Annotated in this window: 15 protein-coding genes; 9 read left to right on the top strand and 6 right to left on the bottom strand. The window is 56.4% G+C overall.

Translation table 11 applies throughout. The annotated features are described in order from the left end of the window. Positions 1–223 precede the first annotated feature (223 nt). Positions 224–1,036 (top strand): methyltransferase domain-containing protein, encoded by an 813-nt coding sequence (locus AC2FJV_RS06930; RefSeq protein ID WP_496693969.1) that lies wholly within the window; start codon positions 224–226, stop codon positions 1,034–1,036. A gap of 138 nt (positions 1,037–1,174) precedes the next feature. On the opposite strand, the gene rplT is transcribed toward AC2FJV_RS06930, so the two are convergent. The 4 genes from rplT to AC2FJV_RS06910 form a co-directional block, all read right to left on the bottom strand. Beyond that, a complete protein-coding gene (gene rplT / locus AC2FJV_RS06925) occupies positions 1,175–1,540 on the bottom strand; it encodes a 50S ribosomal protein L20 (protein WP_142637903.1) in 366 nt (121 codons plus the stop codon). A 14-nt stretch (positions 1,541–1,554) separates the two neighbouring features. Next, a complete protein-coding gene (gene rpmI / locus AC2FJV_RS06920; RefSeq protein WP_010443552.1) occupies positions 1,555–1,755 on the bottom strand; it encodes a 50S ribosomal protein L35 in 201 nt (66 codons plus the stop codon). Between the two features lie 180 nt (positions 1,756–1,935). Next, positions 1,936–3,483, bottom strand: a complete 1,548-nt coding sequence (locus AC2FJV_RS06915; RefSeq protein WP_271950089.1) for an alanine/glycine:cation symporter family protein — start codon at positions 3,481–3,483, stop codon at positions 1,936–1,938. Between the two features lie 13 nt (positions 3,484–3,496). Further along, complete coding sequence (locus tag AC2FJV_RS06910) at positions 3,497–3,934, bottom strand: universal stress protein (RefSeq protein ID WP_142637907.1); 438 nt, start codon at positions 3,932–3,934, stop codon at positions 3,497–3,499. Positions 3,935–4,122: 188 nt separating this feature from the next. On the opposite strand from AC2FJV_RS06910, the gene AC2FJV_RS06905 reads away from it, so the two are divergent. Further along, a complete protein-coding gene (locus AC2FJV_RS06905) occupies positions 4,123–4,596 on the top strand; it encodes an Lrp/AsnC family transcriptional regulator (protein ID WP_271950091.1) in 474 nt (157 codons plus the stop codon). Here AC2FJV_RS06905 and pyk read toward each other — a convergent pair whose 3' ends face one another. Further along, entirely contained in the window at positions 4,597–6,042 is a 1,446-nt protein-coding gene (gene pyk / locus AC2FJV_RS06900) for a pyruvate kinase (RefSeq protein WP_142637911.1), read from the bottom strand. A gap of 133 nt (positions 6,043–6,175) precedes the next feature. Here pyk and AC2FJV_RS06895 point away from each other — a divergent pair, with 133 nt between their 5' ends. The 7 genes from AC2FJV_RS06895 to AC2FJV_RS06865 all read left to right on the top strand — a co-directional run bounded on the left by AC2FJV_RS06895 (position 6,176) and on the right by AC2FJV_RS06865 (position 14,598). Further along, positions 6,176–6,913: an N-formylglutamate amidohydrolase gene (locus AC2FJV_RS06895; protein ID WP_142637913.1), complete on the top strand. Its 738-nt coding sequence runs from the start codon at positions 6,176–6,178 to the stop codon at positions 6,911–6,913. Positions 6,914–6,990: 77 nt separating this feature from the next. Continuing rightward, positions 6,991–7,230: a DUF6868 family protein gene (locus AC2FJV_RS06890; protein ID WP_142637915.1), complete on the top strand. Its 240-nt coding sequence runs from the start codon at positions 6,991–6,993 to the stop codon at positions 7,228–7,230. A gap of 88 nt (positions 7,231–7,318) precedes the next feature. Continuing rightward, a complete protein-coding gene (locus AC2FJV_RS06885; protein ID WP_142637917.1) occupies positions 7,319–7,633 on the top strand; it encodes a DUF1244 domain-containing protein in 315 nt (104 codons plus the stop codon). 286 nt (positions 7,634–7,919) lie between these two features. After that, complete coding sequence (iadA, locus tag AC2FJV_RS06880) at positions 7,920–9,086, top strand: beta-aspartyl-peptidase (RefSeq protein WP_496713180.1); 1,167 nt, start codon at positions 7,920–7,922, stop codon at positions 9,084–9,086. Between the two features lie 55 nt (positions 9,087–9,141). Beyond that, complete coding sequence (locus AC2FJV_RS06875) at positions 9,142–10,029, top strand: cyanophycinase (protein ID WP_142637921.1); 888 nt, start codon at positions 9,142–9,144, stop codon at positions 10,027–10,029. Positions 10,030–10,051: 22 nt separating this feature from the next. Next, entirely contained in the window at positions 10,052–12,847 is a 2,796-nt protein-coding gene (gene cphA / locus AC2FJV_RS06870; RefSeq protein ID WP_496713178.1) for a cyanophycin synthetase, read from the top strand. 14 nt (positions 12,848–12,861) lie between these two features. Beyond that, positions 12,862–14,598, top strand: a complete 1,737-nt coding sequence (locus tag AC2FJV_RS06865; protein WP_496713176.1) for a Mur ligase family protein — start codon at positions 12,862–12,864, stop codon at positions 14,596–14,598. A 310-nt stretch (positions 14,599–14,908) separates the two neighbouring features. Here the strand turns inward: AC2FJV_RS06865 and AC2FJV_RS06860 are convergent, their stop codons facing one another. Next, on the bottom strand, positions 14,909–15,877 hold the full coding sequence (locus AC2FJV_RS06860) for an NAD(P)-dependent oxidoreductase (protein ID WP_496693964.1): 969 nt from the start codon (positions 15,875–15,877) through the stop codon (positions 14,909–14,911). Positions 15,878–16,424: the final 547 nt, after the last annotated feature.

Genomic DNA, 16,424 nt, shown 5'->3' with positions numbered 1-16,424 from the left:
ATGGCCGAAACCAGGCGGCATATTACGCGCTGAGTTGCGGTTTTCAGGAGCCAACTTCACACATGATGATGGCGAAGCCCCTATGTGTTGCTGGTGTAGCTAGGGGGCAGAGGGCCGGAGATGCCCCGTCACACGACCAATGGGCCTCAATGGCCGCTATTGGTGCCGATGAAAATGTTGGTCTATCATGTCCTCCTGTGGTCCATTTCAAATGAGTTAACTTATGGCCGATCCATACTCTGACCTCGGCGCACAAGACACCGCCCTTCAAGAGCGGATCGCAACAGCAATGGAAGTGCGCTGTTTAGAGCCTGCGCAGATTGCAATTCGCAAAGCCTACATGGAAAACCTGAGTCTCCCCAAAGGTGCACGGGCGCTGGAGCTTGGTTCAGGAACAGGACACGTTACCCGAGATTTGTTGGAGCTTGCAGGAGCCGCAACGGCCCATGGAATTGAACCCTCGCCCGTCATGGTCGCTCGGGCCCAGAAGAGCTTTGGGGATGATGATCGACTTAGCTTCGATATCGGGGATGCCAAAAACACAGGTTTTGAAAGCGAGACCTTTGACCTTGTGTTAATGCACACGTTGTTGTGCCACGTCCCTGGACCTGAAGACGTTGTCCAAGAGGCCTTCCGCCTTTTGAAGCCCGGAGGTGTACTGGCAATTTGTGATGGCGACTACAGTACCGCAACTGCGCAGATCGCGGACTTTGATCCGCTCGATCAACTCATCAAATTCATGATCAATCAAAATGTCACTAATCTTTGGATAATGCGTCAGATTTCAGGCATCCTGGTCGATGCCGGATTTCAACTTGGGGCCCGGAAAGGTCATGGATATGTGGCAGAAGGGGAAGCGACCTATTTTCTCACCGTAATTGAACGCGGAGCGGACCGCATGGTGGAAGAGGGTCTGTTATTTTCCGAAACTGCAGAGGCTTTGAAATCAGAAGCGAAACGCAGAGTATCTGCCAAGATGTTTTTTGGTTTTATGTCCTATGTGAGCCAAATCGCAAATAAACCCAAGATCGTTTGACCGTTCTCAGTAATCGGGCAGACAGACATTGCACAGCATCCGGCCTTCTTGGTTCAAAGCGGACCCTACCAGTTACCAGTAACAAAAAAGGCCGCCCCAAACGGAACGGCCCTTTATTCACTGTCTCTTTACAGAGGATCAGGCGGTCAGAGCAGCCTGAGCCTGGGCGACGATCGCGCCGAACGCTTCCGGTTCGTGCACGGCCAGATCGGCCAGAACTTTACGGTCCACTTCAATACCGGCCAGGTTCAGGCCGTTGATGAAGCGGGAATATGTCAGGGCTTCGTCATGCGAACGTACAGCAGCGTTGATCCGCTGGATCCAGAGCGCGCGGAAGTTACGCTTGCGGTTCTTACGGTCGCGGGTTGCATATTGGTTGGCCTTGTCTACGGCCTGACGGGCAACCTTGAAGGTGCTTTTGCGGCGGCCATAGTAACCTTTGGCGGCCTTGATAACCTTCTTGTGACGGGCGTGAGTTACGGTTCCACCTTTAACGCGGGACATGTCTTAATCTCCTCTTATCGATCGTAGGGCATATAGCCCTTGACGATTTTGGCGTCGGGGGCGGACAGGGTGGTGTTGCCACGAGCATCGCGGATGAATTTCTTGGTCCGCTTGATCATGCCGTGACGTTTGCCGGCCTGGCCAGCAAGGACCTTACCGGTCGCAGTCACCTTAAAGCGCTTTTTGGCGCTCGACTTTGTCTTCATCTTAGGCATTTCCGTCTCCTTTCGGGGTTCGGTTCGAAACGCGACTCGGCATGCCATCTCGGCCGGTCACGCGATCAGAAGCGCCGTTTACGCAAGTTCGACCATACTGGCAAGGGGGTTTTGGCTGAATCTGCAATTTTAGCAGCCCAGTCAGGCACCGGGGCGACGCAGGCCGCCCCGGTGGTCTATTTAGTGACCGTATTTGCGGATCTCACCGCTTTTCAGTCTTTCACTATATGATGCCAGTTCCTGACGAACGATCTTCATCAGGAAGTAGAGCGCAAAGACGTTCACAACCGCCATCGCAAAGATCGCCGCATCCGAGAAGTCGATAACCGGGCCGAGGTTGGCCGCAGCACCGATCACCACGAAGACGCAGAAGATGATCTTGAACACCAGCTCTTTGGTGTGCCCCTCACCGAACAGATAGGTCCAGGCCTTCAGGCCATAGTAGGACCAGCTGATCATAGTCGAGAAAGCAAAAAGGATCACCGCAATCGCCAGAACATAGGGGAACCAGCTGAACGCGCTGCCAAAGGCGGCAGAGGTCAGGCTGACGCCCGAGTTGCCGTCAACGGTCGCAATAGCGCTTCCTGCTTCGTTCAACATATAGTTGCCGGTCTCGGGGTCGATGATCAGCTGCTGTGTGATGATGATCACCAGCGCGGTCATGGTACAGATCACGACCGTATCGATGAACGGCTCAAGCAGCGAAACAAAGCCTTCTGTGATCGGCTCCTTTGTGCGCACCGCCGAGTGGGCAATCGCAGCAGACCCAACGCCGGCCTCGTTCGAGAACGCGGCCCGTTTGAAGCCCTGGATTAGAGCACCGACCATTCCGCCGGCCACACCAAGACCGGTAAACGCACCGGCAAAGATCTGACCAAAGGCCCAACCGATCATATCCGCATTCATGACGATGATGACCAGAGCCGCCGCGACATACATCACGCCCATAAAGGGCACAACTTTTTCAGTCACTCGCGCGATGGATTTAAGTCCACCGACGATCACCATGAACACGACAACCGCAAAGACCACACCGGTGATCCAACCCGGGTAATTCCCGACGATGCCTGCAATCTGCTGATGCGCCTGATTGGCCTGAAACATGTTGCCCCCGCCCAGCGCTCCAAGAATACAGAAGATCGAGAACACAACCGCCAGGATCTTACCTCCGGGCAGGCCAAGCTCGTCAAAACCCTTGGACATATAGTACATCGGGCCGCCCGAGACGCTGCCGTCTTCGTATTCGTTGCGATACTTTACGCCAAGTGTACATTCGGTGAATTTTGACGCCATGCCCAGAAGACCAGCCAGGATCATCCAGAAGGTCGCCCCGGGGCCACCAATGCCAACAGCAACGGCAACGCCTGCGATATTGCCAAGCCCGACCGTGCCCGACAGGGCAGTGGCCAATGCCTGAAAGTGGCTAACCTCACCAGCATCGTTGGGATCGGAATAGTCGCCTTTGACCAGACTTATCGCGTGGCCGAAAAAGCGCATCTGCACAAAAGCAAAGTACAGAGTAAAGACCGACGCCGCGATAACCAACCACATCACGATCCAGGGAAATCCTGTCCCGGGAATTGGTGCGAATATGAAGCTAACGAATGGCCCAGTGATATCAGCAAAAGCCTGATTGATCTTTTCGTCCAACCCGGGCGCCTCTTGCGCGGCGACGGGGCTGGCCATCAGGGTGGCGGCTGCCAATCCCAGTTGAGATAGTGTTTTCATTCCTGTGCCTCCCTCAATTCACGACCGTGACCGGTACATCGGCATGCATTACAAGGTTTTGCGTTGAGCTGCCGAAGATACGCTTTTTGAGGCCATCCGCGGACGAGCGTCCAACGACAATCTGTACGGCCTTGCTGTCTACCGTGATGGCATTCAGCGTTTCAGCCACATCTCCGTGGCGCACCACTCCGGTCGCGGCGAAACCCGCGGCCTTCAGGGCGTCGACGGCGGGTGCCACCACCCGTGTCGTTGCTAGTTCAATCTCCTCCTCACGCCGCATGTGCCGCTTTGCGTTTTCTTCAGGTGTCTGAAAAGTGTAGGGCGACCATTCAATGACATATGCAACCAGAAGCTCGCATGAACCAATTCTTTCAGCCAAATCTTTGGCGAAGGCGATGGCACGTTCTCCGGATTCTGTCCCGTCCAGTCCTATGACAATTTTTGTTGTCATCTCGTTCCTCCATTTATTGTTCATTTGACCGGGGCCCGTGCCCCCGGCAGGGCAGCCGGAACTTGGAGCATTTATTGTAGACTGCCCTCAAGTCAGTATCAGGAAAAATCACTAGGAAATGGTATTATTTTTGGTCTATTCTCAGTAAATTATCCCATTATGCGCCAAAATTACAGGGAATTTACCTAATGGACAGAGAATTGGACAAGATCGATCAACGCATCCTGCAGGAATTGGAAGCCAATGGCCGCCTGCCAATCGTCGAGCTTGCCATGCGGGTAAACCTGACCAACACCCCGTGCTCAGAGCGTGTAAAACGACTGGAAAGAACCGGCTATATCACCGGATACAGCGCCGTTCTGGACAAGGAGCGGTTGGGTCTCGGGCATATGACGGTTGTGCAGGTTTCCCTGGCTGCAACGTCTGAGAACTCATTGGATAAATTCAACGATGCCGTGCGCGATGTCACCGAAATCGAAAGCTGCCTGATGGTGGCGGGGTCGTTTGATTATCTGTTAACCGTTCGCACACGCGACATCGCCCATTTCCGCCAGACCCTGGGGGAAAAGATCAATAAGCTTCCGGGCATTCACCAGACCAGTTCCTTTACCGTGATGGAAATCGTCAAGGAACCGGTCGGGCAGAATGTCATACCCGCCTGATCAGCCAGGATCCGTGTTATAGATCAGCCTTTCGTCGCAAGGCGCGATCCGCAGGATATTGGTCGTGCCGGGCACGTTGAACGGAACACCAGCGGTGACAACGATCTGATCCGTGTCAGTTGCAAATCCACCAGAACGAGCAGCACGGGCGGCGCTCACGACCGCCCCTTTGAAACGCTCTAGCTCGGGCGTCATTACGCAATGGCAGCCCCAGCTCAGGCATAACCGACGGGCTGTTCCCTTTGCTGGGGTCATTGCAATGATCGGAACTCCGGGGCGTTCGCGCGCGGTCAACAGCGCAGTTGTGCCGCTTTGAGTGAAACAACAGATGGCCTTGATATCCGTTTTCTCGGCAATTTCGCGAGCGGCGGCGACGATGCCGTCGGCCACGGTAGTCCCCTTCGCCGTGCGCGATGCTGCGATAATCTGATCATAAGTGGGGTCGGCTTCGACCTCGATGGCGACCTTGTTCATGGTCTGCACGGCCTCGATCGGATATGAGCCAGCGGCAGATTCCGCACTCAGCATGATGGCATCCGTGCCTTCGTAGATTGCGGTTGCCACATCTGAAACCTCGGCGCGTGTGGGCATCGGGCTTTCGATCATGCTTTCCAGCATCTGTGTGGCCACAATCACCGGCTTGGCGGCGCTACGGCACCGGCGGACCAGACGTTTCTGGATCGGGGGCACCGCGGAAACCGGTAGCTCCACGCCCAGATCTCCGCGCGCAACCATAATGCCGTCAGAGGCATCGAGGATGTCGTCAAACGCTTCAACCGCAGCAGGCTTTTCAATCTTGGACAGGATCGAGGCGCGCCCATCGGCCAGTGCCCGAGCCTCAAAAACATCCTTGGCCCGCTGAACGAAACTCAGCGCCAACCAATCCACACCCAGCTGGCAGACGAATTCCAGATCACCACGATCCTTGGCGGACAACGCGGCCAAGGGCAGCACGACATCCGGCACGTTCACGCCCTTTCGGTTCGAAATTGTCCCGCCGACCTCGACGGTACAATTCGCATGATCCTGGCCGCAATCCTGTACGATCAGGCGAATTTTGCCATCATTGACCAAGAGGCGCGCACCGGGTTCCAGCGCAGCAAAAATCTCGGGATGGGGCAGGCATACGCGGCCTGCGTCGCCCGGGGCCGGATCCAGATCCAACCGAAACACGGCACCCTCGATCAGCTCTTCCGCATCATTGGCAAATACGCCGACACGCAGCTTTGGCCCCTGCAGATCTGCAAGAATGGCGATAGGGCTGTCCAGATCCTTTTCGACCTGACGGATGATCCGGTGCCGCTCGCGGATTTCGTCATGGCTGCCATGGCTCATGTTCAGGCGAAATACGTCGGCTCCGGCTTCGTGCAATGCGCGAATGGTGTCATAGTCATTGGACGCCGGCCCCAGCGTCGCCACGATTTTCACATTTCTCAGGCGTCGCATTGACCTTGTTCTCCTCAAATCATGTCCTGAATTTGCGCGAATGTTACCGCAAACATCGACTCTGCCCGCTTATTGCGCAATTCCCTTTCCGAAGCAACTGTCCTAAACCTGCCGGAAACAACATGACAGGCTTATGACGTATTCTCCGTTTTTTATCCATGGCGCGGATCGCCCTTCCCGCTGGCTGATCACATGTGACCACGCGACCAATACTGTTCCACCGGGAATCAATGGTGGGGATCTTGGCTTGCCGCGTGAGGATATGGAGCGCCACATTGCCTATGACGTGGGCGCCTATGAAGTATCGAAACATCTGGGTGAAATTCTGAACGCGCCTGTGATCGCGGCGAATTTCTCGCGCCTTGTGATCGATCCGAACCGAGGCGAGGACGACCCGACTCTTGTGATGAAACTGTATGATGGGTCAATCATTCCCGGCAACCGTAACGCCGATGCGGATGAGCGCGAGCGGCGTCTGAACATGTGTTACCGCCCTTACCATAGGGCATTGGCTGAGCTGGCCGCACTGCCCCATGCGGTGATCGTGTCGATGCATTCCTTCACCCGGCAGTTGCGTGGACGCGAACCGCGTCCCTGGCATGTCGGTGTGCTGCACACTCCGGATGAGCGTTTTTCGCGCCCACTGATCCACCGGTTGCAGGCTGAAAAGGACCTATGTGTTGGCGTCAATGAACCCTATACTGGCGTTCTGCCGGGCGATGCGATCGACAAGCATTGCACTGCATTTGGCCGCCCTAATGCGTTAATCGAACTGCGCAATGACCTGATCGCCGACCACGCGGGGCAGCGCGCATGGGCCGAACGTCTGGGAATTGTCCTGGAAGACGCCCTTTCGCAAAGCGAATTGTGACTTTTGGTGGCTGAGAGCCTGCGCACCATTGAGCGACCACGCCCGAAACCCCATATATCAGGCGAAAGGAGGCGATCATGACGCAAGAGCTTTTGACATCTGTTTTCGGCTGGATGGCGGTGATCAACCTTGCTGTGTTACTATTTTCGACCCTGATGGTCGTGCTGATGCAGGATTGGGCGGCTGGCATCCATAGTCGGATGTTCCAAATGGACCGCGCGGATGTGAAACGTGCGTATTTCAGGTATCTGGCCAATTACAAAATTCTGGTGCTTATCTTTTCCATCGTGCCCTGGCTGGCGTTGAAACTGGCCTAGCGCACTGAGGTGTTGCTGATGATTGAAACGGCCCGCTTTGGTTGTTAGGTCATCTTGAACATATTGGGCAAGCATCCGGAGCGAGAACATGGACCAGAAAACTGAAACCGAACTTCAGGCCGCCGCATTCCGCAGGTTGCAGCAGCACCTGATGGAAGACAGGACCGATGTTCAGAACATCGACATGATGAACCTGGCCGGATTTTGCCGCAACTGCCTGTCGCGCTGGTATCAGGAAGCGGCCAATGAACAGGGCATTGAGATGGACAAGGACGAAGCCCGCCAGATCTTTTACGGGATGACCATGAGCGAATGGAAAGCCAAGTATCAGACCGAAGCCAGTCCTGAAAAGCAGGCGGCTTTTGAAGTCTCATTCGAAGAAAATGTCGGCAAAAAGAGCTGAACGTGAAAATAGAAAGGCCCACCATTTCGGCGGGCCTTTTCTCAGTGAGGCGGCTGTCAACAAAGGTTTCACGGCGTCCGCTACATTCGCTTCTTACGGTTGTTCCGATCCGAAAGCGACTGGCGCGGCGAATTGCGCAAATGCCCAGCTTTACCTCAGCGCTCCTAAGATTTTGCCTTTAAGGCCTGCGCCCGACATTTACGCTTTCTCCGAATTAAGGGATGGTTCTTCTGCTGACTTTCAGTGCAAGAAAGGATGTCTTTGCTCTTTCTGACGGGTATGAAACGTGTTGAAACTGATCAAGAATGCGCGGCTCTATACGCCTGAGCCTGTTGGTTTAGGCCATATTCTCACCGCGGGTGAACGCATTATTTACCTCGGTAGCACTCAACCCGAACTGCCGGATCCGCTTCAGGCTGAAGTCGTTGACGTCGAAGGTGCATCGGTTGTTCCGGGTTTGATCGACGGACATGCACATATCACGGGTGGTGGCGGTGAAACCGGGCCAGCCAGCCGGGTGCCGCCGATGGTCCTGTCCTCGTTCACCCGTGCCGGGGTCACGTCGGTTGTGGGGGTATTGGGGACGGACGATCTGACCCGCAACACGCAGACGTTGGTGCAGCAGGCCTATGGGCTGCGGGAGGAGGGGCTTTCGGCTTGGTGTCACACTGGTGGCTATCACGTCCCTCTGACCACCCTGACCGGTTCCGCCCGGGGTGATATCGTATTCCTTGATCCGGTTATCGGTGTTGGGGAACTGGCGATCAGTGATCACCGGTCAAGCCAACCGACACTGGACGAGTTTCTGCGGATCGCAAGTGAGGCGCATGTCGCGGGCCTGATGACCGGCAAGGCAGGGATCGTGCATTGCCATATGGGCGACGGCGACAGGGGCCTGTCGATGTTGGAACAGGCTATCGCGACCTGCGAAATCCCCGCACGCGTCTTCAATCCAACTCATGTCAATCGCAACAAACCCCTCTTTGAACAGGCTGTCGCGTTGGCGCGGCACGGATGTTACATCGACGCGACCGCATTCCCCTGCGAGCATATCGAGCCGGGCATATCAGCCGCCGAGGCCTATATCCAATTTCGCGATCTGGGTGGTCGTGCGGACCGTTTCACCATCAGCTCTGATGGGGGTGGCTGCCTGCCGGCCTTTGACCGTGAGGGCAATCTGACACGGTTTGGTGTGGGGTTGTCCGACACTCTGCCAGAAACGCTGCGCGAGCTGACCGACAAAGGAATGCCCCTGTCAGATGCGCTGGCCCCGCTAACGTCAAATGTCGCCGATCTGCTCAAGCTGCACCGAAAAGGCCGTTTGAACGTAGGTATGGACGCCGATCTGGTGGTTCTTGACGAAAACACCGCTGTGCGGCATTTGATGGCCCGGGGGGAATGGCATGTCCGCGATGGCCAGATAGCCCGGCGCGGCATGTATGAACAGATTTGAACGTCCGCGCGGTCCCCGGTGGCTGCCCGCTATAGCTCCGGAAGGTAGTTAAGATATGTGCCCTGCACCCATTGATGCAGAGACCCCGCGCGGGTTCATCATCCCGATCGGCGGTGGCGAAGACCGCGTCAAGGAAATGCAGATTCACCGCAAATTCGTGGAGCTGTCCGGCGGCGGCGATGCCGATATTGTCGTGATCCCGACAGCCTCGATGCTGGAAGAAACAGGGCCGGATTATAACCGCATTTTCTCTGAGCTTGGAGCGGGTCAGGTTGAGTTCCTGCCCATCTCGCGTCGCGCCGATTGCGACAATCCCGACTATGCCGAGATGTTGGACCGCGCCACCGGGATATTCATGACCGGCGGGAACCAGCTGCGCTTGTCGGCGATTCTGGGTGGCACGCTTGTTGCTCAGAAAATCCGGCGCCGGAATGCGGCGGGGATACCGATTGCGGGAACCTCAGCCGGGGCGTCGGTCATGTCCGAGCATATGGTTGCAGGCGGCAGCAGCAATTCCGCCCCAGCCGAAGGCAATATCACTCTGGCCCCGGGCATGGGTTTGACCAATGCAGTCATCATTGACCAGCATTTCACGCAGCGTAACCGCCTGGGGCGCCTGTTAACCGCCTCATCTTTCAACCCTTTCCTGATCGGGTTGGGCGTTGACGAAGACACGGCGGCCTTCATTGGGCCCGATAACGTCCTTGAGGTAGTGGGCAGCGGAACGGTCACTGTGGTGGATGCCAGCCATCTGACGCATTCATCGATGTGGGATGCCCGCCGCGGAGAGGCGTTGAGCCTTCTGGGACTTCGGCTTGACGTTCTGGGCGAAGGGTGCCGTTATGATCTGACGGCTCGCCAGGCGTTTCCGCCGGATGAGCATATGGCGTTCTGTACATTGCCGGACCTGTCCGGGGACGAGGGCGCCGGCGGGGGAAAATAAAAACTAACCAACAGGGTGCCTCATGAAAATAATTTCGACCAACGTCTTTGTCGGCCCGAATGTTTGGGCAAGTTTTCCGGTTATTCGCCACGTTATCGATCTGGGTATTCTGGAAGAATGGCCTTCGGCAAAAATTGGTTCGGAATTTATCGACGCTCTGGTCGCGGCACTGCCCGGTTTGGCAGAACATGGCTGTTCCTATCGCGAACCCGGCGGGTTCATCCGCCGCCTGCGCGAAGATGAGGGCACATGGCTGGGTCATGTGCTGGAACATTGCGCTATCGAGGTTCAAAACGTAGCCGGTACGGATGTGACTTTTGGCCGAACGCGCGGCACTGGCGAACCCGGCCAGTACAACATGGTCTATGAATACCGCCAGCGCGATGTCGGACTGGATGCGGGCAAGCTGGCGATGCGTCTGCTAATGCATCTGTTGCCACACTCCCTCAAGGACCAGGTGGATTACGATTTTGATCCGGATTTCAACTGGGATGATGAGTTACGCAGCTTTGTGCTGCGGGCGCAGCGCAAAGAATTTGGCCCCTCGACCGGCTCGTTGGTCAAGGCGGCACAAGAGCGGGACATTCCGTGGATCAGGCTGAACTCTGGCTCGCTGGTGCAGTTCGGACACGGGAAGTATCAGAAACGCATCCAGGCTACCATCACTTCTGAGACCAAACATATCTCGGTCGAGATTTCCTGCGACAAGGAAGATACCCACAATCTGCTGAACGATCTGGGCCTGCCGGTACCACAGCAGCGCATGGTCTATTCGGCACGCGAGGCGGCAAAAGCAGCTGGGCGTATCGGGTTTCCTGTCGTCGTCAAGCCGCTTGACGCCAATCATGGACGCGGTGTTTCGATCAATCTGAATTCGGAGTCCGAGGTCGAGGCCGGTTTTGCCGAAGCCAAGGAACATTCTCGCAGCAGGGCCATTCTGGTGGAAAGCTTCATCACCGGTTTTGACCACCGAATGTTGGTTGTGAACAACAAACTGGTTGCGGTGGCCAAGCGTGTCCCCGGACATGTCGTTGGAGACGGCACACACACGATTGCCGAACTGGTTGACATCGTGAACCAGGATCCACGCCGTGGCATCGGGCACGAGAAAGTGCTGACAATGCTGGAAATCGACAATCAGGCCAAACGCTTGATGGAGAATGCGCGCGTGACCGAAGAAACCGTGCTGCCGGAAGGCGAGATATTCTATCTTCGTTCAACGGCAAATCTGTCGACGGGGGGGACAGCGATTGATCTGACGGATGTGGTGCATCCTGACAATCGTGACATGGCCGAACGCGCCATAATGGCGGTTGGATTGGATGTGGGAGGTGTGGATTTTCTGATCGACGACATCACCAAATCCTACAAGGATATTGGCGGTGCTATCGTCGAGGTGAACGCAGCCCCTGGCTTTCGGATGCACGTGGCGCCGTCCGAAGGTCAGCCCCGCGACGTGGCGGGCAGAGTGATCGACATGTTGTTCCCTGCCACCGAAAAAACCCGTATCCCGATTGCGGCGATCACAGGCACCAACGGCAAGACGACGACCTCGCGTATGCTGGGGCATATTATGAAAACCAGCAGCAAGACCGTTGGCATGACCTCGACCGATGGCGTTTATGTGGACGGTAAACTAAGCGTTAAGGGCGACATGACGGGACCGAAATCCGCGCAGATCGTCCTGCGTGATCCGGCGGTCGATTTTGCAGTGATGGAAACCGCACGCGGCGGGCTTGTGCGGTCCGGTTTGGGCTATCAGCGGTCGAACGTGGCGGCGTGTCTGAATGTCTCGGCCGATCATCTGGGTCTCGGCGGCATAAACACGGTCGAGGAGCTGGCCGTTGTCAAGCGCGTGGTGGTTGAAAGCGCTGTGGATACTGCAGTGCTGAATGCCGATGACATCAACTGTCTGAAAATGGCCGACTACGCTCAAGCGGATCAGATTTTCTATGTCACGACCAATCCAGCGCACAGTCTGGTCAAGGAACATATCAAGGCCGGCGGCAAGGCTATCGTGCTTGAAAAAGGCATGAATGGTGACATGCTGACCATCTATGACAACGGGCTTCATATCCCGGTGTTGTGGTCGCATCTGATCCCGGCGACGTTGGAAGGCAAGGCAATTTTCAACGTCCAGAATGCGATGTTTGCCGCTGCGATGGCCTATAGTTTCGGCGTGGATCTGGATAATATCCGTCATGGGCTGCGCACCTTCGACACCAGCTATTTCCAGGCACCTGGACGGATGAATGTCTATGACGAACATCCCTTCAAGGTGATCCTCGATTATGGCCATAACCCCGCCGCGCTGAAAGCGATGGCGGCGCTGGCCGATCAGTTAGAGATCAAGGGCCGCAGGCTGTGCGTGGTAGCGATGCCTGGCGACCGGCGCGACGAAGATATTGTCGATGGGGCCGCCGCCCTGGCCGGACATTTTGATCATTTCATCTGCAAGGCAGATGACCGCCGTCGCGGACGCGGGCATGACGAGGTGCCGCAGATGATGCGTCAAGCCCTGATCGACAACGGAGTGGATGCCGCAGCCATCACGGTCATCCCCGACGAGGTCGAAGCGGTCAGTGCCGCGTTGGAACAGGCCGGACAGGGCGATCTGTTGGTGATCTTTGGTGATGACACAACGCGCTGCTGGAAACAGATCATCTATTTCAATTCTGATGGCGAAGAACCCGAGGTCGCACCTGTGGCAGCCCCCGCCGAAACCTCGTTCGAAGATATGTTCGAAGGCGACCAGAACCTGATCCGGGATGAGCGTGGCGTGCGTCTGGCCCGTGAAATCAGCGAAGACGCGGATTGAGCGGAGGCACCGGAATGGACCGGATCGAAGAGCTTGAGACCGCGCTGACAATAGAAAGCGCGACCGTTGACCATATTCAGGTGGATGACGCCCGGCGTCTGACCGGGCCGGGCCTGCTATGGAACCGACCGGGCGCGGTGATGGATGTTTTCTTCACTGATATCGACGCGACGCAGATCACCGACTTGTGGGAGAAGCATGCGCGCCGGGTTCTGGACGCATTGGGCTGGCAGGGACAGGGTCTGATCCACCGTACCTTTACGGGCGGCGTCAATCTGGCGATCTCGACACCGATGGATCAGCTCTATTCTGGGATATTCGCAGCGCAAACCGCCTGGCATTTCTGTGCTGCAGAACTGCTGGCATCCGAGCCCGGAGATTTCGATCAGATGGTTGCGGATGTCAAAGGCGTCATGGAAATGGAAGCCAATCCTGCGCTGATCGCCTTGATCGCAGCGGCTGAGGCGCATGGCGTGGATATCCTTTGCGATGATGACGAGGTGTCGATCGGGCATGGCACAGGCAGTCAGACTTGGCCTGTTGATGGGCTGCCCACCCCGGGTGAGGTGGACTGGTCTGCGCTGCATGATATCCCGGTCGCGTTCATCACTGGAACCAACGGCAAGACCACTACGACCCGGCTGCTTGAGGCTATCGCGCGCGCTTCGGGCAAGGTCGCCGGGCTAACCTCGACCGAGTTTGTCCGCGTGGGCGATGATATACTGGACCGTGGCGATTACTCGGGCCCCGGCGGCGGGCGGATGTTGCTGCGCGATAAAAGGCTGGAGGTTGCCTGTCTTGAAGTCGCCCGTGGGGGCATCCTGCGCCGGGGTCTGCCGACCCGCGCCGCCACGGCGGCGGCTGTCACCAATGTGGCCAACGACCATCTGGGCCAATACGGGGTCAACACGGTGCCGGAACTGGCCCAGGCCAAATTCGCCGTACATCGAACATTGGCCGAAGGGGGCGTGCTGGTTCTGAATGCCGATGATGACTTTGTCCGTGCCGAGGCGGAGAGTACCTCGGCGAATATCTGGTGGTTTTCGCTGGACGCGCAGAACGACCTGATCCGCCAGGCGCGCGATGCAGACAGGTGCTGCGCCTATGTGCGGCAGGGTGATATCGTGTTTTTCGACGGTGCGGCGGAACAGGTGGTGATTGCAGTTTCCGATGTTCCCCTGACCATGGGCGGCGCTGCGAAATACAATATCCTGAACGCGCTAGCGGCCTTGTGCCTGGCTTTGGCGCTGGACTTGCCCGTTCAGGCGGCTCGGGATGGATTGGCCGGGTTCAAACCAGACGCCAAGGATAATCCAGGCCGTTGCAACGAGTTCCGATACAACGGGGCACGGGTCTTTGTGGATTTTGCACATAACCCGCATTCGATTTCCGCCGTTTGCGATGCGCTGTCGAGCTTGCCAGCAAAACGGCGTTTCATCATGCTCAGCCATGCGGGGGACAGATCGGATCAGGATATCCGGGACGTAACCGCGACAGCGCTGAATTTCCAACCTAACGTGGTCGTCGCAACCGAGCTGGAAGGATATCTAAGAGGCCGCGATTCGGGGGAAATTTCTGATCTGATCGAAAAGACAGCGTTGGAACATGGGTATGGTGCAGAACAAATACTCAGAGCCGCTTCGCCCACACAAGCCGCATCAATGATACTTGAAAAGCTACAACCGGATGATATCGCTTTGTTGCTGGTTCTGTCCGATCGTGACGCTGTTCTCGCTATGCTCGACGGGTAAGAACAGAGGCGCGTGTCGGGATCACAGAGAGGGCGTGTTAGGAAATGAGTTTTTGGGCGGTCGGCAGTCCACATTCGACGCCCTCACCCAGTGTCAATACGGCCCTGTCGGACCTTCGTCCCTATCGTATATCCGCCTCATCCTCGGATTTTTTGTTTTGCGCATTGCATCATACCGTCCCGCAATTCGAGGCCGAGTAAGCTGGTGCGACGCCGTTCAAAGGGCATTGAGCCTCTGAGCCTCTGAGCATTGGCCGTCGGGGCAGGTATGATACCTGCCCTCAACTTGCTCGTGGCTGCTGAAACGGGCTCTAGCTGCCGGCAGAGACGCGCGACGAACCCTGCGGGATCACCTCGTATCCAGGCTCTTCTGGTTCGTCATCCGCCATTTCCGCAGGGAAGCCGGGGGCAAGGATGGAAAGACCGGTGGCGTCCTCTAACCGGCGGATAATGTTGGGCGATAGCTCGCGATCGCCATAGCGTGCAATGCCGTCGTCAAAAATCTGGCAAATCAAGGGTGAGACTTCCAGCGGCACATTGTTTCGTTCGGCAATACTCTGGAACAGGCCCACATCTTTTTTCACCAGATCCATGGTGAATGAGATATCGCGCGAACCGTTCAGGATTACCTGGCTTTCGGTAACATGGGAAAAGCTGTTACCGGACGAAATTTTGATCGCCTCGTAGGCTGTGTTCAGGTCCATACCTGCAGCCTTCGCCGTCACCAACGCTTCGGCATTGGCGACCAGATGGACGGTGGCCAGATAATTGGTAAGTACCTTGAGCATCGAGGCGCTGCCAAGTTCACCGGTATGCAGGATACGGCGTCCCATTGTCTTCAGCAACGGCAGAACTCGCTCGAACGTTGAGCGGTCACAGCCCGCAAAGATCGAGATATTACCAGTGTCGGCGCGGTGGCAACCGCCAGATACCGGGCAATCGACTGCGGCACCACCGGCGGCGATGACGATACCGCCAAGGCGTTCGGCTTCGGCTTGGTCAGTGGTAGACATCTCCAGCCAGATCTTGCCTTCTTTCACCTCTGGCAGCATCTCCTGCATGACAGCGTCCGATGCGGTAGGCGAGGGTAGGCAGGTGATGACGACATCGCAATCACGCATCAATGCTGCGGCATTTTCCGCCAACTTGGCACCCTTGTCCGCCGCCGCTGCCATCAGGTCGCGGTTTAGATCAAGAACCGTCAGGTCGATTCCGTTCCGCAACAGGCTGCCTGAAAGCTTTCCGCCGACATTACCAAGTCCAATGAACCCTACTTTCATCTTCTATTCCTTCCGAGTGTACGAAAAATCCAAACAAACAGATCCGCTAGGTGAGCGGTCGATAAGCGATTCCCGAGAACAAGGTGCCACCGACCCCTTTGTCTGATAAACGACGTTGGAACCTGCAATAACGCCAGGACCGGCCGCGTTTGCCACGAAGTCGAAGCCAAGCGCCGGATTGGCCACGAATGTGGCAATCCTGACTTTCGTCGATGAGACGTCTGGTTTGATCAAGTCCAGATTTCCTGTTCGGATTTGAGACAATTCAAAAACTTGTATCGCGACCTGAGCTGCAAGTGAAAATGATAAAACAGGCTATCTACCACAAAAACTATTTGTCGCTAGATTAGATCAAACCCAATACCCATAGTTGGTTATGCAGCTTCGAGGCAGCGGCCCGGCATTTGAACGTTTCGCATATCGATGTCGACCTGTTCAAAGCTTGGCTGCGTGGACAGTTAGCCACGGCTTAGGTTCTGGACCTGTTAATTTGGTTGCCGTCATCCCGCCTGCGTGATTCATACCCGTGAGTTTCAGGGGTATAACA

This window comes from Ruegeria sp. CDSA241, from assembly GCF_059611265.1.
This window is presented reverse-complemented; position numbering and strand designations above follow the sequence as displayed.